This window comes from Psychrobacter sp. MF31, from assembly GCF_012847335.1.
Taxonomy (GTDB): domain Bacteria; phylum Pseudomonadota; class Gammaproteobacteria; order Pseudomonadales; family Moraxellaceae; genus Psychrobacter.
This window is the reverse complement of record NZ_JABBDX010000001.1, coordinates 457,620-477,635: the sequence shown is the minus strand read 5'-3', so window position 1 is coordinate 477,635 and position 20,016 is coordinate 457,620. Positions and strand designations below refer to the sequence as shown.

17 protein-coding genes are annotated in these 20,016 nt (G+C 45.3%); 7 read left to right on the top strand and 10 right to left on the bottom strand.

The window, feature by feature from the left end; translation table 11 throughout:
• Positions 1-92: 92 nt before the first annotated feature.
• A complete protein-coding gene (purD, locus tag HF322_RS02060; RefSeq protein ID WP_169391964.1) occupies positions 93-1,400 on the bottom strand; it encodes a phosphoribosylamine--glycine ligase in 1,308 nt (435 codons plus the stop codon).
• A 320-nt stretch (positions 1,401-1,720) separates the two neighbouring features.
• Between purD and HF322_RS02055 the strand changes: the two genes are divergently transcribed.
• Positions 1,721-5,071, top strand: coding sequence for an NAD-glutamate dehydrogenase domain-containing protein (locus HF322_RS02055; RefSeq protein ID WP_169391714.1), 3,351 nt, complete (start codon positions 1,721-1,723; stop codon positions 5,069-5,071).
• Between the two features lie 83 nt (positions 5,072-5,154).
• On the opposite strand, the gene HF322_RS02050 is transcribed toward HF322_RS02055, so the two are convergent.
• The 3 genes from HF322_RS02050 to HF322_RS02040 are packed head-to-tail and all read right to left on the bottom strand — an operon-like array spanning position 5,155 to position 10,599.
• A complete protein-coding gene (locus HF322_RS02050) occupies positions 5,155-5,370 on the bottom strand; it encodes a WG repeat-containing protein (RefSeq protein ID WP_169391713.1) in 216 nt (71 codons plus the stop codon).
• Between the two features lie 19 nt (positions 5,371-5,389).
• Positions 5,390-9,298: an AAA family ATPase gene (locus HF322_RS02045; protein ID WP_169391712.1), complete on the bottom strand. Its 3,909-nt coding sequence runs from the start codon at positions 9,296-9,298 to the stop codon at positions 5,390-5,392.
• 26 nt (positions 9,299-9,324) lie between these two features.
• Positions 9,325-10,599 (bottom strand): exonuclease SbcCD subunit D C-terminal domain-containing protein, encoded by a 1,275-nt coding sequence (locus HF322_RS02040; protein WP_169391711.1) that lies wholly within the window; start codon positions 10,597-10,599, stop codon positions 9,325-9,327.
• Positions 10,600-10,776: 177 nt separating this feature from the next.
• On the opposite strand from HF322_RS02040, the gene HF322_RS02035 reads away from it, so the two are divergent.
• Complete coding sequence (locus tag HF322_RS02035; protein WP_169391710.1) at positions 10,777-11,277, top strand: hypothetical protein; 501 nt, start codon at positions 10,777-10,779, stop codon at positions 11,275-11,277.
• Positions 11,278-11,392: 115 nt separating this feature from the next.
• Here HF322_RS02035 and HF322_RS02030 read toward each other — a convergent pair whose 3' ends face one another.
• From HF322_RS02030 to HF322_RS02015, 4 genes are all read right to left on the bottom strand, one after another.
• The gene (locus HF322_RS02030) at positions 11,393-11,851 is read right to left on the bottom strand and encodes a DMT family transporter (RefSeq protein ID WP_169391709.1); all 459 of its coding nucleotides are present in this window, start codon (positions 11,849-11,851) and stop codon (positions 11,393-11,395) included.
• Positions 11,852-11,875: 24 nt separating this feature from the next.
• The gene (locus tag HF322_RS02025) at positions 11,876-12,154 is read right to left on the bottom strand and encodes an SH3 domain-containing protein (RefSeq protein ID WP_169391708.1); all 279 of its coding nucleotides are present in this window, start codon (positions 12,152-12,154) and stop codon (positions 11,876-11,878) included.
• A gap of 84 nt (positions 12,155-12,238) precedes the next feature.
• On the bottom strand, positions 12,239-13,771 hold the full coding sequence (cysG, locus tag HF322_RS02020) for a siroheme synthase CysG (protein WP_169391707.1): 1,533 nt from the start codon (positions 13,769-13,771) through the stop codon (positions 12,239-12,241).
• Between the two features lie 154 nt (positions 13,772-13,925).
• Complete coding sequence (locus HF322_RS02015) at positions 13,926-14,243, bottom strand: helix-turn-helix transcriptional regulator (protein ID WP_169391706.1); 318 nt, start codon at positions 14,241-14,243, stop codon at positions 13,926-13,928.
• Positions 14,244-14,526: 283 nt separating this feature from the next.
• Between HF322_RS02015 and HF322_RS02010 the strand changes: the two genes are divergently transcribed.
• The 3 genes from HF322_RS02010 to bfr (HF322_RS02000) all read left to right on the top strand — a co-directional run bounded on the left by HF322_RS02010 (position 14,527) and on the right by bfr (HF322_RS02000) (position 15,939).
• Positions 14,527-14,718: a bacterioferritin-associated ferredoxin gene (locus HF322_RS02010; RefSeq protein WP_169391705.1), complete on the top strand. Its 192-nt coding sequence runs from the start codon at positions 14,527-14,529 to the stop codon at positions 14,716-14,718.
• 208 nt (positions 14,719-14,926) lie between these two features.
• Positions 14,927-15,418 (top strand): bacterioferritin, encoded by a 492-nt coding sequence (gene bfr, locus HF322_RS02005; RefSeq protein WP_169391704.1) that lies wholly within the window; start codon positions 14,927-14,929, stop codon positions 15,416-15,418.
• A 38-nt stretch (positions 15,419-15,456) separates the two neighbouring features.
• On the top strand, positions 15,457-15,939 hold the full coding sequence (gene bfr, locus HF322_RS02000) for a bacterioferritin (RefSeq protein ID WP_169391703.1): 483 nt from the start codon (positions 15,457-15,459) through the stop codon (positions 15,937-15,939).
• A gap of 58 nt (positions 15,940-15,997) precedes the next feature.
• On the opposite strand, the gene HF322_RS01995 is transcribed toward bfr (HF322_RS02000), so the two are convergent.
• On the bottom strand, positions 15,998-17,032 hold the full coding sequence (locus tag HF322_RS01995; protein ID WP_258192773.1) for an MFS transporter: 1,035 nt from the start codon (positions 17,030-17,032) through the stop codon (positions 15,998-16,000).
• Entirely contained in the window at positions 16,998-17,261 is a 264-nt protein-coding gene (locus HF322_RS11610) for a hypothetical protein (RefSeq protein WP_223193128.1), read from the bottom strand. The genes HF322_RS01995 and HF322_RS11610 overlap by 35 nt, the downstream gene beginning before the upstream one ends.
• Positions 17,262-17,538: 277 nt before the next feature.
• On the opposite strand from HF322_RS11610, the gene yghU reads away from it, so the two are divergent.
• Complete coding sequence (yghU, locus tag HF322_RS01990) at positions 17,539-18,348, top strand: glutathione-dependent disulfide-bond oxidoreductase (RefSeq protein ID WP_169391702.1); 810 nt, start codon at positions 17,539-17,541, stop codon at positions 18,346-18,348.
• A 407-nt stretch (positions 18,349-18,755) separates the two neighbouring features.
• A complete protein-coding gene (locus HF322_RS01985) occupies positions 18,756-19,832 on the top strand; it encodes a DUF1176 domain-containing protein (protein ID WP_223193127.1) in 1,077 nt (358 codons plus the stop codon).
• Positions 19,833-20,016 lie beyond the last annotated feature (184 nt).

The following is a 20,016-nucleotide window of genomic DNA, read 5'->3' as shown; positions in this document are numbered from 1 at the left end:
ATCTCGCCTTGGTGTGACCGGTTACCGATTATCACCAAAGCGCTAAAAAAGCCCAAATCGATCGTGGGCTTTTTATAAAATTTTATGAAAAATTAGCGCTGCTGCTCACGGCGAATGGCGTGATGACCGATATCGCGGCGGTATTGAATGCCATCAAAGCTGATCGCGCCAATGGTGCTCAAAGCCGCTTGCTGCGCTGATTCAATACTATCTGCAAGGGCAGTTACGCAAAGTACGCGACCGCCGTCGGTGACGATGCTGCCGTCTTCAAGGGCTTTGGTGCCGGCGTGAAAGACTTTAACCGTATCATTGTCAGTCGATAAACTTGGCAATCCGGTAATCACATCGCCTTTTGAAGACGATTCAGGGTAGCCTTTTGATGCCAACACAATTCCTAGCGCAACTTGTGACTCCCAATCCGCGCTTTTGGGCAATTGACCGTCAAGTCCGGCTTTAACCAATTGCACCATAGAGGACTTAAGGCGCATCAAAATAGGCTGCGTTTCAGGATCGCCAAAGCGGCAGTTAAATTCAATGACAAACGGGTTGCCATTATCATCAATCATCAATCCGGCGTATAAAAATCCGGTGTAAGGGTGACCGTCAGCTTTCATAGCAGCAACGACCGGTTCAATAACTTGGCTCATCACTTTATCATGAACGTCTTGAGTAACCACAGGCGCAGGCGAGTAAGCCCCCATACCACCCGTATTTGCACCCAAATCACCTTCTAAAGCACGCTTGTGATCTTGACTGGTTGCCATCGGCAAAATATTGTCGCCATCAATCATGCAAATAAAACTGGCTTCCTCACCGGTTAAAAACTGCTCAATGACCACGCGGCTGCCTGCATCGCCAAACTTATTGCCAGCCAGCATATCATCAATAGTAGCATGAGCCTCCGCAAGCGTTTCAGCAACAATCACGCCTTTTCCGGCAGCTAAGCCATCCGCTTTAATGACAATGGGCGCGCCTTGGCTATCCACGTAAGCTTTAGCCTCTATCGCATCAGTAAAACCCTCATAAGCCGCCGTTGGAATGCCATTTTTTAACATAAAATCCTTGGCAAAGGTTTTGGAGCCTTCAAGCTGAGCGCAATAAGCCGTAGGTCCCCAAGCTTGAATATTAGCTTGGCGGCAAGCATCGATAATGCCGTGAACGAGCGGCGCTTCTGGTCCTACAATCACCAAATCAACGGCATTGTTTTGGCAAAACCCAATCACCGCCTCATGATTGTTTGGGTCAGTGCTATGATCAATCTGGACATTTTGGCATTTGGGTTCAAACGCGGTTCCGGCGTTTCCTGGGGCGACAAACACGCGCTCAACCGCCTCGTCTTTTGCGCACTGCCATGCCAGCGCATGCTCGCGACCGCCTGATCCGATGACCAAAATATTCATGATGATTTGCCCTTTGTTGATGGTAAATGGCTTTGGCAGAAATGCTGCCAACTCAAGCCGAAATGTTATTGGCATTTATTCTAACAAAATTCCCTCAAAAGGGGCATAAGATTCACGCGCTGAAATGATAATCTGTCTTATTAGTAAAGGTTATCAGCAAAGTGGTCATTCATGAAATGATGTTAAAAACAACCATCAAAGTGACACTTGCGTTAAACTAATAATAACGATCAATTTAAGCGGCAATTTTGGTGATATCCCTGCCTGATTATTTTGGTCGTTTATTTTTTTATAACAATAAACAATGAAGGATTCAGGATATGCCAACTGCAACTGACCAAAGCCATCAACCCGACCCATTAAATTCCTTAAACCGCTATCAAAAACAGCTTTTAGACCAACTTAATGACAGCTCTGACGCCCGTCAAAAAGATCTCGTTCTTGCCATTCCTGCGGCGTATTATGAAAAGTTTTCGGTAGATCAAGCCGCGCAAGATTTACAAAAACTAGCTGCCCTTAGTGAAGCGTCTCCGCTCATTTGGCATTTGTACCAAAGCAACGACGAAGCTTGCAATCGATTACATTTGCAACTGTTTGGTCGCGAGGTACCGTTGATGCTGTCTAAAATCTTACCGATTTTAGAAAACTTTGGCGTCTCGGTCATTGCCGCGCAAACCTATGAATTTGGCGCCATTTGGCTTCAAGATTATGAGTTGGTTCTCGATCATGTCGAAACGGTCGATATGGCGGTGGTTAAGCCGCAGTTTGAAGGCGGGTTGCAAGAGATTTGGTCAGGTCGGGTTGAAAATGATGCCTTTAACGAGCTGATTTTGACCACAAGGCTTGATACTTATGATGTGGTGGTGCTGCGAGCGCTTGCGCGGTATATGCGTCAAGCCAAAGCGCCGTTTTCAAACGCTTATATCATGCAAACGCTGATTAAGCATAGCGACATTAGCGTGATACTGTTTGATTTATTTGCCGCAAAAATGACGCCCACTGTGGACAATCGTGACAGCACGGTGAAAAAGTTAAATGCTCAACTTGATGATCAGCTTACCAATGTTGAGCGCTTGGATGAAGAGCAAATCTTGCGCTGGTATTTGGACTTAATCCATGCGATGGTTCGCACCAATTTTTATCAAACCGAAAATGGTGAGCGCAAAGATCGATTGTCCTTTAAATTTTTGGCAAGTGACATTCCAAATCTACCCAAACCTAAGCCAATGTTTGAAATTTTTGTGTATTCGCCAAAAGTGGAAGCGGTTCACCTTCGCGGCGGCAAAGTCGCTCGCGGTGGCTTGCGTTGGTCGGACAGAAGCGAGGACTTTCGAACCGAAGTTCTGGGATTGGTTAAAGCGCAAATGGTCAAAAACGCGGTTATCGTTCCGGTCGGCTCAAAAGGCGGTTTTATTGTCAAATCAAACGTAAATGCCAGTGATCGCGACGCCTTTTTAGCTGAGGGCGTGGCGTGCTATCAAGCATTTTTACGCGGCATGCTTGATATCACCGACAATATTATTGATGGTAACATCGTGCCACCAAAAGACGTCGTTCGCCACGACGAAGACGATCCATATTTGGTCGTTGCGGCTGACAAAGGTACGGCAAAATTCTCCGACATTGCCAACGCGCTGTCCGCTGAATATGGCTTTTGGCTAGGAGATGCGTTTGCTTCCGGCGGCTCGGTCGGCTATGACCACAAAGCGATGGGGATCACCGCTCGCGGCGCTTGGGAGTCGGTGAAGCGCCATTTTCGGATGATTGGTCGAGACATTCAAAATCGCGATAACTTTACCGTGGTTGGCATTGGCGATATGAGCGGTGATGTGTTCGGCAACGGCATGCTGCAATCTAAACATACCAAACTTTTAGCCGCCTTTAACCATTTGCATATTTTTATTGATCCCAACCCTGATTGCGAGGCGTCTTACCAAGAGCGCAAACGCTTGTTTGAATTGCCGCGATCAACTTGGGAGGACTATGATAAACAATTAATCAGTCAAGGCGGCGGCGTGTTTTCGCGGGCGGACAAAGCCATTTCTATTACCGATGAGATGAAATCGGCGTTTGCCATTGATGCGGATCAATTAACGCCCAACGAGCTTATCCACGCGCTGCTTTGTGCGCCAGTCGATTTACTTTGGAATGGCGGCATTGGCACATATGTCAAAAGTGCAGATGAGACCAATAATGATGTTGGCGACCGCGCCAATGATGCCGTTCGGGCCAACGGTAAGGAGTTAAACGCGCTTATCGTTGGTGAAGGCGGCAACTTGGGCTTTACCCAACAAGGTCGCATTGAGTTTGCACAATCGGGCGGTCGCATTTATACCGACGCCATTGACAACTCAGCAGGGGTTAACTGCTCAGACCATGAAGTCAATATCAAAATTTTGCTTGGCGATATCATGGAAAAAGGTCAATTAAGCGAAAATGACCGTAATAAGTTACTTGCTGCCATGACCGATAGCGTTGCAAAGTTGGTACTTCGTCAAAACTATTTGCAGCCGCAAGCTATTGAGCTTACCGCGCAAAATGCCACTGCCAATTTGGCAACCCATCAGCGCATCATTGAGCAGTTAGAAGCGGAAAACCGTCTTGATCGCGCTATTGAAAACTTACCTAGCCATGAACAAATCAAGCGCCGCCAAAAATCGGGCGAGGGCTTAACCAACCCTGAAATCGCCGTAGTGATGGCATATGGCAAAATGTGGGTTTATGACCATATTTTGGCATCAAATGTGCCGGATGATCCTTATTTTAGCAAGGAATTAAAAAAATATTTTCCTGAAGAATTGGTCACTCGCTACTTTGAGCAAATGCAGCAGCATCCCTTGCACCGCGAGATTATCAGTACATATTTGACCAACAGCATCGTGAACCGCTTAGGCATTGAAACGGTGTTTGAAATCGTTGAGCAAAGCGCTCAAAGTCTTGCCAGCATTGTTCGTGCTTACGCCATCACCCGCGATATTTTTGCCATCAGCCAAGCTTGGCAAACACTTGAAACGCTGGATAACGCGGTGGCTGCCAACGCTTTGCTGCAACTTGAAATCAAACTGCGCAGCTTCCAAGCGCGGGCGATTTTGTGGTTTGTGAGCAACTTTAATGAGGACTTAAAGGTCAGCGACATGATTGTCCGCTTTGGCGATAGTGCAAGCGATTTGGTTAAGCCAAGCGGCTTTATTGAGCAGCATTTTGCAACCGAGCTTAGCCAAGATACCCAAGCGCTCATCGATCAAGGCGTTCCCAGTGAAGCGGCAAAAGTGTTTGCCATGATGCCATACCGCGCCGATGCGCTGGATGTCACGCTATTGGCAGAAAAATTCAAGCAAGACAATGCCGTGATTGCGCCTTTATATTTTGAGGTTTATCAGCAATTAAAGCTTGATTGGATGATGGCAAAAATTGCAAGCTTGCCTCAAGACAACCTTTGGGAGCGACGAGCCGCGCAAGCGTTAAGCGAGGGCTTATCGCGTCAGGTGCAAGCGCTAATGCAGCACCTTTTGGCAAAAGACGATCCAAAGCATGCCTTTTTGCAATGGCAAGCGTCGAAAAAATCGGCGCTTGATGCCATTCAAACGCAAATTGATGAGTTGGCGGACTCACAAATCACGATTGCCATGCTGCTTGTGATTATGAATGAAATTGCCGCGCTCAATCATTAATTTGCAATTTTAAAAAGTTAGCCATTTTAAAATAAGCTGTTAAAACAACAAAAAACCGCCTAAATTTGGGCGGTTTTTTCAATTTAATAACTTTTAAGGTTGATAAAGTCACTTAGTGGCAGTTTTTTACCGTTTTTTATGACCCAAACGCGGTCGCCGCTGTCCTCAAGGCGATCAAATTGCGGTTTTAATACGATGTTACCTCGTGAATTGATAACGCCAATTTTTTTATTTTGAGTAAATTGATAAAGTTGATGATACAAAAGCTTGGTGATCGGCGCGCTTAGAAGTTGCGTCATTTGATTTCAAGACTTGATCTCAAGTTGCAGCAAGCGCTTGGCAGCCGTGACCTGTCAAAACACTAATGCCACCCGCGCGTTTGTTTACCTGAATTTGCGTTAAAATTCGCGCTTTTAGGGCGCTAACGTGAGAGATGACGCCGATCAATTTGCCTTCTTGCTGAAGTCCGGTTAAGGTATCAAGGGCGATATCAAGCGATTCTTCATCAAGTGTTCCAAAGCCTTCATCCAAAAATAGCGAATCAACGCGGATATTTTGGCTTGCCATTTGCGACAGTCCAAGGGCAAGCGCCAAGCTAATAATAAAACCCTCACCGCCGGATAAGTTTTTGGTGCTGCGGATTTCACCGCCTTGATAGTTGTCAATGACGCTAAGCTCAAGCGGCTGCTCGCTATCATGGATGAGCAAATAACGATCACTCATTTTTTGCAATTGCTGATTGGCATGGTTAATCATCACCTCAAAGGTAAGTGATTGCGCAAAGGTTCGGTATTTTTTACCATCGGCGGAGCCAATTAAGTCATAAAGCTGCTGCCAAACCCGCAAATGCTCTTTTTGCTGCTGAATGTTAAGCAGCTGCACCGATTGCGCGGCTTTTTGCTGATCATTGTCCAAAAGCTTTTGGTTAATAGCGCCAATCTCACTTAAGGCGCGATCAAAGTCTGCTTGTAGCGCTTCTTGTTGAAGGGCAATCTCAGGCAAGTTTTGCTTGGTGAGCGCTTTTGATTGCGTTAACTCAAGTTCGGTTTTGGTGCGAGCTAACTGCGATTTGGCTTGGCTTAGGGTATGGTCAAGCGCAAGCTTTTGCTGATTGAGTACATCTCGCTCAGTTTTGGGCAACAATGCTTGGCAAAAGGCAGCTTCATCGCTAAATTGCGCCTCAATTAATGCTTGCTTAAACTTCACTTCTTGTTGAGCTAAAACAGCTTTGGCACTGATGATGGTAGCATCAAGTTTTGCTTGCTGATCGCTTAATAATTGTAGCTGCTGAATGGTGGCATCAAGTTTGCGGTGAGCAATCGCTAAGTTTGCTTTGGCGTCATCACTGACTTGTTGTAATCGCGCCAATTCCTCATCAGGATTGCTGCTACCAAATAACCGCTCGCGTTCCGACTGCCATGAATGCTGCTGCTGCACCTTATCATTGAGCGCGCGCGCCATCGCATCCAACGCTTCTATATCATGCTGCCGCTGAGCCGTCTGTGCGTTGATGTTTGCTTGCAGTTGGCTTTGCTGCTGCGATAACGTCGATTGCGCCTCTTTTTTTGCCAAAAATTGCGATTGCCAGTGTAATAACTGCTGATTGAACGGCTGGCAATCCTCAATAACTTGCCAGCACTCTTGATCAGTAATTGGGTCTTGATTGGCAATTTTTTGCTTTAAGTTTTGCCAAGAGTGAATCGGTACTGCATTTAAATATTTTTGTGAAAGGGTGATCAGCTTAGTCATGATCGCCAAAATTTGGTGATGTTGGTTCGCGATTTGCTGATGACGATGATCAAGATTGTTTTGGTTGAGGGTTAACTCAGCGGTCAATTGCAGCTGATCTTGATCGATTTGCGCCAATTGCTTTTGGTTGTTAGCAATGATCTGTAGCATTTGATCCATGGCGGCATTATGCTGCGCTAAAGTTTGCTGATCCGCGACCGTTTGCGTTTTTTGGGCGGTGATCACGCGGCTTAACTCATTCAGATATTCTAAACTTTGCTCAATTGCTGCTAAATCCAAAGTCGATTGGTGATTATCCGTTGCGGGTTGGTTGTCATTGAGAGAATTTAAAATAGGCTCAAAAGAGCGTTTCAGCGCTTTTAGCGGCGTCGCGATTTCGCTTGATATTGTCTGAGCGGCTTTTGATTCTGCGTTACTTTGAGCAATCGCCATTAACGCCACTTGAGCGTCTTGAACCAAGCGCAAGCTTTCTTGATAAAACGCTGGCTTTAAACGGTTGTGATGCTCAAAGCTTGCCGTCATTTTTGCATGTTGAATTTGCAAAGCAGATAATTGCTGCTGCTGGCACGTGATGGTGTCATCCAACGTTAAAATCGCCACTTGCAATTCTTTATTGTCTGAACTATGGGTTGCAGCTCTTAATAACGGATGCGCGTTTTGGTAGGGGTGCTCGGTGGCGCCGCAAAGCGGGCAGGGCGCGCCTGCTTCCAAATCAGCAATATAATCTTCGAGCTTGGCGACTTTTTGCAACAGTTGCCATTGAGCTTGCTTATCCTGACGCCTCTGCATCGCCGCTTTTATCGTATCTTGCTGCTGGCTCATTTCTGCATCTGACTGCTGAATCTGTTGGGATAACTGCGCCTGATTTTGATTTAAGTCATTAATTTGCGTGCTTTGCGCCCGCAAGCGCTGCAAGTTATGCTCAATAACTCCCAATTTTTCAAGATGATTTTCTAATAAATAGCGCTGATGTTGCAGCTGCTCTTTGTTTTGATTGCCAAGCGCTTGCGTCAGCTTATCGACTTGCTGCTGATTGTGTTGGAGTTGTGCGCTAATGGCATCGCGATTGCGCCCAAGCGCGGTAAGTTTTGCTTGACCCTCGCGCGCTTGGATTTCTAATTGGGCTTTTTTTTGAACCGTTTTTATCTTGTCCTCAAGATAGCTTGAAAGCTGAGCGGCATTTTCTTGAAATATTGGCATATCAGCGGTTAATTCAAGATGATGCGAATGCTCATTTAAGTAATTTTGAACCTCAATCAAATGCTGATTATTCTCTTTAACCGCATGTTGCTGCTGATCGATTTGTAAATTCAGCGTTGATAACCGCATCGTTAACGCCGACTGTCTGGTTTTTTCCTCATCAATGGCGTTTGATACTTGCAAAATTTGGCTGTCCAGTTGCCGAACTTTTTTTAAGAGCGGTTGCTTGTTTTGCAAGTCATCAAGCGCGATTTTTTCTTGATCAACGCATTGCGCAAGCGTCTGCTTTACCATAGTTTTTGCGTCAAAAAGCACTGGCGCACGCTCATCAAGCGCGGTTTTTTCTTGCAAAAGGGTGTCACATTGCCGCCGATTGAGGCTTAGCGTTTGGTAAACGCTGTCAATTTCCAAAGCGCGATTGGCAGCAATCAAGCGCAGATTGTCCGGTGCAAACGCCTCGTGTTGCCACTGAGCGTCATCTAAGGCATTTTGATGTTGGGTTAATTGCTGAGTTAACTTGCTAATTTGTTCAAGCCAGCGCAACTGCTCGGTGAGCGTTTGCAACTGGTCTCGGCGCTGTGATTGCTTGTCGCTCAACTGGCTGAGCGACTCTTTAAACGCTTGTTCATCCTCCAAGCTTAAGACGGGAAGATGAGCAATGTTTGACTCAAGCTGCGCTAAATGATTTTTTTCATCGCGAAATTTTTCAAAAACTTGCTTAGAAATCTTGGCATAAATCGCGGTTCCGGTGATTTTTTCGAGCAAGGCGGCGCGGTTAGCAATGTCGGATTTTAAAAACGCGGCAAAACTGCCTTGAGCCAGCATGATGGATCGGGTAAATTGGTCAAAGTCCATCCCAAGCAAGTTTTGGATAAATGGCGCTGTTTTTGAAGCTGAATCTTCTAAAATGTTGCCTGAAGGCAGCTCGTTAATTTGGTGTCTAATTGCAGCAAGTTTACCGCCCGCTTTTTTATACGCTCGGTGCTGATACCATGAGCAGCAGTACTGTTTGCCGCCAAGCTCAATCACCACTTCGGCGGCGCACTCCCCCGTGCCTTGGGTCATGATGTCGTTTGCGGTGCCTGTGATTTTGCCCAATCGCGGCGTTTGGCTATAAAGCGCCAAGCAAATGGCATCCAAAATGGTGGTTTTGCCCGCGCCCGTTTGCCCCGTAATCGCAAAAATGCCCTCGTTGACAAACGCCTCATGGGTAAAATCGATGCGCCAGTTGCCTTTGAGTGAGTTTAAGTTGGTGAGGCGCAGCTCAATCAATCGCATTCGGTTGTCCTTGCGTTAAGGTAAAATTAGTCGGCAAAATGGTCTTGCTCACTCATAGCAGCAATGATGTGGTCATAAGCGCCGCGAAGCTCGATTTTTTGGCGATCCAAAATATCATGAGCTTCAAGACAGCGCTCAAACACCTCGCTTTCATCCAAATCTTGCAAGCTTTCAAACTCAAACTCTTGTTTTAGCGCGTGATGGTAGGATTTAGGATTTTTGGTTTTAAGGACGTCAAGTTTTGTGCCTTGCGTCATTGAGGCAATTTGCTCTCGCAAGTCACTGACCAGCTCGTCGCCTGTATAAATCACCTCAAGCCAAACGGCGTCATTTTGCTTGGCAAGCTTTGAGATTTCGGCAAGAAGTTGCGTCAAATCGCCGCTGATTTGGGCAATTTTTTGAAAACAAGGGACAAAAATGGGCTGAATGGCTAGGCCGTTTGCAGAAAATTCAATTAAAATCAGCTGCTTTTGCTGGCGCGCCTCGCCAAATCCCATGGCAATAGGCGAGCCGCTGTAGCGAATATGGTCGCGACCGCCAACGGTTTGCGGCACATGCAAATGACCAAGCGCCACATAATCAAAGCAATCATCAAACATATCGGCTGAAATTTTACCAAGATTTCCCACATAAAGGTTACGAACGCCGTCATCTTCTGTCGTGCTGCCGCCTGCGGCAAATAAATGCCCTGTAGCAATAATCGGAACATGCGCTGAAAACTGCTGATGTAGCGCCGATTGCTGACGTTTTGCCTCAGCAGCAACCGAATCATAATGCTGGCAAATACCCGCTATGACGCTGGCGTCTTTTTCATCAAAGCTTTGCCCCGCGCGGTTTTGGCGGACATCACGGTCACGAAGATAGGGCACTGCCGCAATGATCGCTTGAGGCGCGCCATCGTTTGCCCAAAGGGTGATCACCTCATCGCCAGCATTCGTGCAAGCCGTCCCAATCACATGAACGTCCAAAAACTTAAGCACTTGCTTGGACGCATCCAAAAACGACGGCGAATCGTGGTTTCCTGCGACAATGACCACATGCTGACAGCACGATTTGCTCACCTGTCCTAAAAACTCAAAATATAGCGTTTGCGCCTGATTGCTTGGGGTCATGGTGTCAAAAATATCGCCTGCCACAATCAAAACATCAATCGCTTGCTTTTCAATCGTTTCAAGAAGCCATGCTAAAAATGCGGCAAATTCCTCATAGCGCGCGCGACCATAAAGCCTGCGCCCCAAATGCCAATCGGAGGTATGAAGCACTTTTAAAGGATGAGTAAAACTGGCAACAGTGTTGGACATAAGTTTGGCTTATCAGCAAAAAACAAGAAAGTCATCTCATTTTAGCAAAATTCATAAGCTTAAGCGAAGTCCGCTACTTTATTTCGTTGAATATTTTAAATAAACAAAAGTGGCTACAAAAGTTAATTATGGTTTATAATTTGCCGTTAAATTAACAAAGTATTAAAAGGATGAATGATGAAAGGGTTTATCGTAGCAGCAATGACGACATTTGCGATATTAAGTTCAAGCTTGGCAGTGGCAGGCGTTGGTCATGATGAGGGAAAAACCACCTGTTATATTTTAAAGAACAACAAGCTTTCTCAAAAAGGCAGCTGTAATTATGAGGTTACGATGGGATCAGCTTCTACTTATGGCTTTACCCAATACAGCTTTAGCATGAAAGGCTACAAAAGTATTCAAGCATCAAACGAATTGGTTTTTAAAACTGACAAACAAGGCGAACCTATCTTAAATAAAAGTGGCTCGCCTATAATGCTGCCCAATGCCATTAGCTTAAATAATAAAAAAGCCAAAACGCTTTATCGTTATAGCAATGGTCTAAAGGTCGTTCCTGATCAGCAAACCAAAAAGTTTGAGACCACAACGCCAAAGGGCGTCTTAAGCTGTATGCAAACGCTAGATAAAAGCTTTGAGATTTGCGCGCCGTTTACTGATGTCAGCTTTGGCGGTGTTTAATTTGCTCGTTTTATCTAAATAGATGATTAATAAGTTGCTTTGCTTAATAAAAAACCATCTTATTCAGGTGGATTTTTCGGCATACCATCCTTTTGGGCTAAAAGATTGATAGTTTCTATTTGCTAGTTTCGCCATAGATCAAGAGTAATCCGCCAATAGTAACTAAAGCCAGTCCTGATACTTTATATTTGTCTATTGCGGTTACTTCTAATCCAAACCATCCTAATTGACTCAGCAGTAGCGCAAAGTACATTTGTCCAAGAAATACCCAAAGTAGGGTATTGCCTGCCCCTATTTTAGGAGCGGCAATAAACATAAAAAGAATGTAAAAGCTTCCTAAAAACCCTGGTGACCACATCCACCAAGTCGCATTGCCAACAGCAGGCGGTTTGATTCCGCCGCTAATAAAATACGACAGCAGTAAAGACGCTAATGTTCCGCCAAGATACAGATAAAAGGTCGATTGTATTTGTGACGCCTGAGTACTTTCCCGAAACGCATTTACAATCGCAAGCTGTAATGGAACAATTGCACCTCCTAATAAGCTAATTAGCACATAAGGAAGTATTTTCATTATGATCAGCCTTTAAATTGATCTTCACTGATAGCAGCTGACAAACTCGCGAAAGACCCAGCCCAAATAGCGGTCGGTTTTGGCATCAAAAACCAGCACCCAAGGCTTACCTTTATAGTCGTAATCGGTATCGGCGATATAAACGACGCGACCGTTGGCAAGCTTGCCGATGATTTTGCCTGAGGGGCTGTCGCGGACGTTTAGTTTGGTCGTCGTCGGGTCGGTGACTTTGCAAACTTGGGCTTGAGCTGAGACAAGCGTTGCCAAAAACAAAGCGGGGGCAATAAATATTGATTTGGTCATATGATCATCCTTATGAAAGCACCATAAGTCATTATATGCCAAATTTTAAACAATTGTTAAATTAATCATTACCCTTTATAAGTTTTAACCAATGACCAGCGATTCGGCATCTTCTTGCTCAGACAACTTGGCAATCATTGCCAAAGCATGCGCTTGACCGTCGTTTTTGCGTGGGGTGCTATTGCGACCACCGCGAAGCCAGTTGCCGCTATCATCAGCTGCGCCGCTTTGGTTGTACCACGCCAAATCATGATGCAGCGCAACAACATCTCCCATAATCAGGAGCGCAGGCGTTGGCAGGCAAGCTTCGGCTTGTTTTTGGGTAATAGTTTCAAGCGTTCCTGTGAGCACTTGCTGATTGGGCTGGCTGGCGTTTGAGACAATTGCGATTGGCGTATTGGCTTCGCGACCGGCATCAATCAAGCCTTGTGTTAAGCGCTCAAGTGAGTGCAGTCCCATATAAAAAACGACGGTTTCATCGGTATTTAACAGACTCTCAAAATTGCCGTTGGGCGAGCCAGCTTTAAGGTAGCCGGTCACAAAGCGCACCGATTGCGCATGATCGCGATGGGTGAGCGGAATCCCCGCGTAGCTTGCGGCGGCGTTTGCAGCGGTGATTCCAGGGACGACTTGATAGGGGATGTTGTGCTGACGCAAGGCTTCGATTTCCTCACCGCCGCGACCAAAAATAAACGGATCACCGCCTTTGAGCCGAACCACGCGCCGACCTTTTTTAGCATGTTGAACCAAAAGCTCATTAATTCCTAATTGCGCTACCGCATGATTGCTGCGTTTTTTACCCACATAAACCTTATCGGCATCACGGCGGCACAAATCGAGCACCTCAGGGGAGACCAGCGCGTCATAAAACACCACATCGGCTTGCTGCATCAGCCGCAGCGCTTTAAAGGTCAATAATTCTGGATCGCCGGGACCTGCGCCAACGATATAAACTTCGCCGCTCGTTTTGGGGTTTTCTTTTTGGTCGGGATTATCAAGCGCCGCTTTTAGCACTTGGGCGGCTTTTTTTTCATCGCCTGAAAATACAAGCTCGCTAACTTTGCCTTCAAAGGCGCGCTCCCAAAACTTGCGCCTGCCAGTAAGCGTTGGGATTTTGGCTTTCACCTCATCGCGAAACTCGCCAGCAAGCGCGGCAAGCTTGCCATAGCCTTGCGGAATTAACGTCTCTAAGCGCGCTCGCAGCAGCCGAGCAAGCACCGGCGCTTGACCATTGGAGGAAATACCAATCACAATGGGGCTGCGATCAACGATGGCGGGGAAAATAAAATCACAAAGGTGCGGCGTGTCCACCACATTGATCGGGAGCCGCCGAGCTTGGGCATCGTGATAAATTTGCTCATTGAGCGCGCTATCATCGGTTGCGGCAATGACAATCCGCGCTCCGGTTAAATGATCAGCATGATAAGGCGCGGCAATCAAGCGATGCTTTTGATGACTTAGTAGTTCAAAAAGCTCATCACAAATGGCAGGGGCGACAATAGTGATGGCAGCGCCTGATCGGCTGAGCAAATCAGCTTTTCGCAGCGCCACATCACCGCCGCCGACAATCACGACTGACTGGTTTGCAAATTTAAAAAAAAGCGGAAAGGTGTTCATGAGCGTACTGTCCGATGAGTCACATAGTGACGCTCATTATGCGGCAGCAGCACAGCGCGCTCACCTAACAAATTGGCATTAACATATTCCTAAATCCAATAAAAAAATCGATATTTACCAAAATTAGGAATAGCAAAGGTTAGCAAATAACAGCTCAGCTCGCTTTGATTGCGTTTTGTTGGATGAGCGTTTGATAGGTGGTGGTTAAAATATCTTGGCACCATGATGGCAAATCATCCGCCACTTGATACCACATCCAAGTCCCATCACGAACGCAGCTTAAAATTCCCAATTTTTTTAAGTGATTTAGGTGGCGCGACACCGTCGGCTGAGGCTGATCGAGCATTTCTACCAGCTCGCAAACGCAGCGCGCCTCTTTTTGAAATAAAATTTGAAACAGCTTTAATCGGGTGGGGTCGGAGAGCACCTTAAACAGCTCAAGAGGCTGCATCATCACAACATTATCTGACATATCACACTTCCAAAACTAAACAATCACCTCAGGCAAGCGTGCTTTAGTCAAAGTAAAAAGACCGTCCTTACGCCTGTCACTGGCGATATTTTAGCATTTTTTAGTTGCATCGTAAGGGATGATTACTACCTGACCAGTTTCTCAAGCTAACTGATTATTTTTAAAATAAATTTTCTAAAGCTATTGTAAATAATAATAATTATCGTTATGATAATAATCAATGCACCAAGATAGCAAAAAGTCATTGTTAGTTTAAAGATCAGTTGAGTAAAAAGGAGCGTCCATGTACGTTTGTATCTGTCATGATGTGAAAGAAAAGCAAATCAAAGCCGCGATTGCCTCAGGGATTGATACCATGGATGGGCTAAAAGACACGCTCAATGTCGCCACCTGCTGCGGCTGCTGTGAGCCTATGGTCAATGACTATTTGACCGAGCATCACGCCAAGCTTGAAGATTTGGCTTACGCCGTTTAACTCGCCGTTCATTTATTAGCAAACAGTTTGCTTGACTCATCACGAGCTAATTATAATTCTCAATTGGCATCTTATTCTTAGTTCTTAATATTACAAGACCTTTTCTTGCTCTATGGTAAACTGTTTCCATAGGGCTTTTTGGCGAGCGCTTTTTAGCTAAAAACCGCCCCAAAAAGGAAGCGTTAACTCAAAATAAGGAGTAGTTACCATGATTGGCAGCCAAAAGGTCATTGATTACCTCAACTTTTTACTTGGCGGTGAGCTTGCCGCCCGCGACCAATATTTTATTCACTCTGAAATGTACGCCGAATGGGAGTTTGGCAAGCTTTATGAGCGCATTCATCACGAAATGCACGATGAAACCATTCATGCTCAAAAAATTATCCGCCGCATTTTGATGCTGGGTGGCACGCCAAATATGAAAGTCGATGAGATTCATATTGGCAAAACTGTCCCTGAAATGTTAAAGCTTGATTTAGACCTTGAGTACGCGGTGCAAGCGCATCTTAAAAAAGGCATTGCCATTTGTGAAGAAGAGCACGATTACGTGACCCGTGAGATGCTGGTGATGCAGCTTCGCGACACCGAAGAAGATCATGCGCATTGGCTTGAGCAGCAGCTGCGATTGATTGATATGGTTGGCATCAAAAACTATCTTCAAAGCCAAATTAAAGAAGTTCCGGCAGATATTGCCTATTAATGCCAAGCCCATCACGCTTTGACTTAAAGGAGATGATCATGAAAGGTGATAAAGCCGTTATTATCGCGCTTAATAAAGTGCTTGGGCAATCCTTGATTGCCATCAATCAGTATTTTTTACATGCCAGAATGGCGCGGCATTGGGGACTTAAAGTGCTCAATGACAATTTTTACCATCAGTCGATCAAAGAGATGAAATGGTCGGATGATTTGATTGAGCGGGTGCTCTTGCTTGAAGGTTTGCCCAATTTGCAGGATTTGGGAAAGCTGTATATCGGCGAGGATGTTCCAGAGGTGCTAGATTGTAACTTGCGCCTTGAGCGGCAAAAGCTTGGCATTATTACCGATGCCATTGCTGTTTGTGAAGCTCACCAAGATTACGTGTCACGACAGCTGTTGGTCACGCTTAAAGATGGCAATGAAGAGTACGAAGATTGGACAGAAACTCAGCTGTATTTAATCGATGAGATCGGTATCCAAAACTATATCCAATCGCAAATTGACGAAGGATCAACCTCATAAGGTTGTGGTTCAGCCGTTATTTTTTAAGCCATCTCAGCTTAAAAAGTAACGGCTTTTTTTAATATAATCCGCGGCCGTCTTCAGGTTTAAGCTTTAAAAAATAGATTCCCGATAAAATGGTGATGCCGCCAAGCACCCAATAGGTGGTTTGAAAGGCGATTAGCGTATCCATCATTAACCGCTCACGAAGTAGGTTTAGCACCGCCGCCCCAAAGGCAATGCCAAAGCTGATCGCCAGTTGCTGATTGACCGCCATCAAACTGTTGCCGCTGCTGGTCTGAGCGCCTTTTAAATCGCCAATAGTGATGGTGTTCATAGCGCTAAACTGCATGGAATTACAAGCGCCCATCAAGACTAAAATCGGCACAAACCACGGCCAGTGATCAGGATTGTTAAACTGCGCCAAAATGATAATCAATATCCCAAGCAGCCACGTGTTATAAACCAAAACTTTGCGATAGCTAAAGCGTTGAATGATTTTACTGACCAAAGGCTTAATCCCCATGGCGCCTGCGGCAATAGGAGCAAGCAGCCAGCCGGCTTTTGAGGGTGAGTAGCCAAACACCACTTGCAGTAGCAGGGGCAATAAAAACGGTACAGCGCTAATGCCAAGTCTGGTTAATAAGTTTCCTGTGATACCAATGGCAAAGGTGCGAATGCCAAAAAGACTTAAGGGAAACAGCGGCGCTGTCTTATTTTTGGCATAGCGGACATAGCCCAAAAGCAGCATAATAGATGCCGCGCCAAGGATAATACCAAGCATCCCGCGACCTTCTTGAGAGCTAAATTCAACGGCTAAAGTAAGACCGCAAGCGGCTAGCGCAAACAATAAAAATCCTTGCCAATCGAGCTTTTGGGTAACCTCACGTAAATCAGGAACCAATTTGAACCCCAGCATTAGCCCCAAAAACCCCATCGGCAGGTTGATTAAAAAAATCCAATGCCAGCTGGCAAGCTCCACCAAGTAACCGCCAATCAAAGGTCCCACAAGTGGGGCAATCAGCGCAGGAATAACCGCAAAGTTCATCACCGTTAACAGCTTATTTCGCGGGTAGGATTTAACCAAAATCAGCCGAGCAACGGGCGTCATCATCGCGCCGCCCACGGCTTGAATAATACGAGCGGCTATCAATAAGTAAAATCGCTAAGGTTAACGCATAACTGATCACTGCCCACTGCATTTTTAACGGGGACTCGCCAAGCGCTTCTGCCATTTTAGGCAGCGCGGTGTTTAAAATCGTGGCATCAAGGATTTGCATAAACAGCGCCACGGCTAAAACGTAAGGCAGGTATTTTTGCTGAGCGCGGCTTAAAGAGGTCATATTACAATCGCAGGCTTGAGTGTTAAAAGGAGGCTTTGAGTTCGGGCATTATAAAAAGTGTTGGCAATAAATGGTAGTCATGCTCCGTAACTTGGCGTTAATATTGCTATTATCCTTGATAATTCAGCACTTTTCATTGAAAAATGGTTAAGTAAAATTAAATTAAGGTGAAAAATTACTACAAAAAACGGCTAAGCTTTAGCGTATAGTAAAAATGATTAACGATACCATCGTTAAATCCTTAAAGTTTTATTAACCCTAATAAAAGGAGCAAATCATGACAACCAATGATTATCAGCCGCCCAAAGTTTGGGTCAACGATAAAGAAAACGGTGGCAAATTTTCAAGCACCAATCGACCAACGGCGGGCGCTCGCCATGAGCAAACCCTCCCTAAAGGGGATGCGCCGTTTCAATTGTATTCGCTTAACACCCCAAATGGCGTCAAGGTCAATATTTTATTGGAAGAATTAAAAGAAGCGGGCGTTCAAGGCGCTGATTTTGACGCTTTTAAAATTGACATCTCAAAAGGCGATCAGTTTGGCTCAGGGTTTGTTGAAATTAACCCAAACTCTAAAATTCCCGCGTTGGTTGATTATTCAGACCCCAAGCACCCTGTAAAAATCTTTGAGTCCGGCGCTATTTTATTATACTTGGCAGAAAAATTTGGTAAGTTTGTTCCCGTAGAGCAAGGTCAAGACCGCGCCAAATGCTTATCTTGGGTGATGTGGCAGATGGGCGCGGCGCCTTTTTTAGGTGGCGGTTTTGGTCATTTTTATGCTTATGCGCCAGAAAAACTTGAATATCCGATCAACCGTTATGCGATGGAAGTCAAACGCCAACTCGATGTTCTTGATCATCACTTAAAAAATAATGAATATATGTGCGGAAACGGCGAGAGCAGTTATACGATTGCTGATATCATTATTTGGTCATGGTATGGTCAATTGGTTCTTGGCAAACTTTATGATGCAGGGGAGTTTTTACAAGTCGATAGCTATAAAGAAGTAAGACGCTGGGCGCAAAAAATCGCTGAGCGACCAGCCGTTATTCGCGGGATTAATTTAGAACTATTGCCGATTGAGTAGGGTCTTGCTAAAATAACTAACAAAGCCGCTATTATCTTGTAATCTGCTGCTAAAATAAGAAATAATGGAGTCATTTTAAGTAATGTGATGACTTTATTATGGTTTTATTTAAAAAAAGCGGATTAAGCACTTGCTTGATTCGCTGAATCTGCCTGCTAATGCGCCTATTTTCACAATCACTTAATATTTTCGCGATATTTTTAACATAATATTACCTCGCCACAAGGCTGCGATAGAATCATTCGCTAAGATAATCGTGGTATTAAAACGGTTATTAATATTATCTAAAGATTCTAAGTTGCCAATTTTTCATATTATGACCTGATTCAGCGTTGGCTTAACTTTTTATTTTCTTATCCTCGTTAATGACCATCACTTTTATGATTAGATTTTCTATGACAAAGACCATGAATAATAACAATAAATCTCGCCTACTAACCTCACTTTGGGTCTCGTTTTCTGCACTGCTGATCTCAAGCCAAAGTCTTGCTGCCGACTCGGTGGAGTTTTCTCATCAAGATTGGCAGGTGGTTTGCGATAATGTCCGAACGTGCCGCCTTGCCGGATATCAGTCAGAAAATAACAGTGATTTTCCGGTGTCGGTGCTGTTGATCCGAAAAGCGGGCGCAAATGCTGGCGTGACGGGAAAGGTAAAGCTTGGCGGCGGTAAGCAAAACTCATCTAAAGCGCTCATGCAACTTGGCAGCCGTCATAAAATATCGCTGGTGATTAATGGCGAGGATTTGGGAGAAACCAAACCCTTTTCAAGCAGCTCAGGGGATGCTGAGCTTACGCCATCGCAAGTGACGGCATTGATTAATGCTTTAAAAAGCACCAGCAAAATTGAGGTTGTGTTTCGAAATACCCGCTGGCAGTTGTCTGATAAAGGGGCGACGGCTGTGATGGTGAAAGCGGATGAAGCTCAAGGTCGCCTTGGAACGCCAAGCGCTTTTATTGATGGCGGTACAAGTCGTCCTGCCAGCAGCGTGTTGCCCCCTAGTGCCGCGCCGCAGCTGCGCTGGGTTGCACCCTCAAGAGCCGTTCGCCAGAAAAAATTTACTATAAAATCATCGCAGCTAAAATCTGTGATTCAAGCCAGCACCAACGACTGGGAGAAGAATTGCCCCAATCTTACCGATGATACCCCGTGGCGGGTGAGTAGGCTCAATGGCGCTCAGTTGTTGGTTCAACACAGCTGCTGGGTTGGGGCTTATAATTCAGGAACGGGCGCTTGGGTCATCAATGATAAAAAGCCTTATCAGCCGGTACTTGTGACGACAGACGCCACGGATTACAACAATGGAAAACTCAAATCGGTTCAAAAAGGTCGCGGCATTGGCGATTGTCTTAATCAAGAAGAGTGGGTTTGGACAGGAAAGCGATTTGCTAAAAGTCTTGACAGCACCACAGGACTTTGCCGATTGATTGAGGCGGGCGGCGCTTGGCAGCTGCCAAGGTTTGTTTCTGAAGTTAAGGTCAACTGAGCCATAGTTTGAATGAATTAAAACAATAGCTGGCATTGATTAAAAATTTTTGTTATAATTCGTCCCCCGCGATTCATATTGATTAAAATTATCAATCGATATGACGCGGATTATGAGATTGATAACATCGCCTGCGATTTTGGGTCTAGGATGACCATGAGTAATTGTTGCCGATGATTTTGTG

Bases quoted from the DNA above. Each gene is read 5' to 3' on its own strand.
- purD (WP_169391964.1), bottom strand. From the start codon at position 1,400: ATGAATATTTTGGTCATCGGATCAGGCGGTCGCGAGCATGCGCTGGCA.
- HF322_RS02055 (WP_169391714.1), top strand. From the start codon at position 1,721: ATGCCAACTGCAACTGACCAAAGCCATCAACCCGACCCATTAAATTCC.
- HF322_RS02050 (WP_169391713.1), bottom strand. From the start codon at position 5,370: ATGACGCAACTTCTAAGCGCGCCGATCACCAAGCTTTTGTATCATCAA.
- HF322_RS02045 (WP_169391712.1), bottom strand. From the start codon at position 9,298: ATGCGATTGATTGAGCTGCGCCTCACCAACTTAAACTCACTCAAAGGC.
- HF322_RS02040 (WP_169391711.1), bottom strand. From the start codon at position 10,599: ATGTCCAACACTGTTGCCAGTTTTACTCATCCTTTAAAAGTGCTTCAT.
- HF322_RS02035 (WP_169391710.1), top strand. From the start codon at position 10,777: ATGAAAGGGTTTATCGTAGCAGCAATGACGACATTTGCGATATTAAGT.
- HF322_RS02030 (WP_169391709.1), bottom strand. From the start codon at position 11,851: ATGAAAATACTTCCTTATGTGCTAATTAGCTTATTAGGAGGTGCAATT.
- HF322_RS02025 (WP_169391708.1), bottom strand. From the start codon at position 12,154: ATGACCAAATCAATATTTATTGCCCCCGCTTTGTTTTTGGCAACGCTT.
- cysG (WP_169391707.1), bottom strand. From the start codon at position 13,771: ATGAACACCTTTCCGCTTTTTTTTAAATTTGCAAACCAGTCAGTCGTG.
- HF322_RS02015 (WP_169391706.1), bottom strand. From the start codon at position 14,243: ATGTCAGATAATGTTGTGATGATGCAGCCTCTTGAGCTGTTTAAGGTG.
- HF322_RS02010 (WP_169391705.1), top strand. From the start codon at position 14,527: ATGTACGTTTGTATCTGTCATGATGTGAAAGAAAAGCAAATCAAAGCC.
- bfr (WP_169391704.1), top strand. From the start codon at position 14,927: ATGATTGGCAGCCAAAAGGTCATTGATTACCTCAACTTTTTACTTGGC.
- bfr (WP_169391703.1), top strand. From the start codon at position 15,457: ATGAAAGGTGATAAAGCCGTTATTATCGCGCTTAATAAAGTGCTTGGG.
- HF322_RS01995 (WP_258192773.1), bottom strand. From the start codon at position 17,032: ATGATGACGCCCGTTGCTCGGCTGATTTTGGTTAAATCCTACCCGCGA.
- HF322_RS11610 (WP_223193128.1), bottom strand. From the start codon at position 17,261: ATGACCTCTTTAAGCCGCGCTCAGCAAAAATACCTGCCTTACGTTTTA.
- yghU (WP_169391702.1), top strand. From the start codon at position 17,539: ATGACAACCAATGATTATCAGCCGCCCAAAGTTTGGGTCAACGATAAA.
- HF322_RS01985 (WP_223193127.1), top strand. From the start codon at position 18,756: ATGAATAATAACAATAAATCTCGCCTACTAACCTCACTTTGGGTCTCG.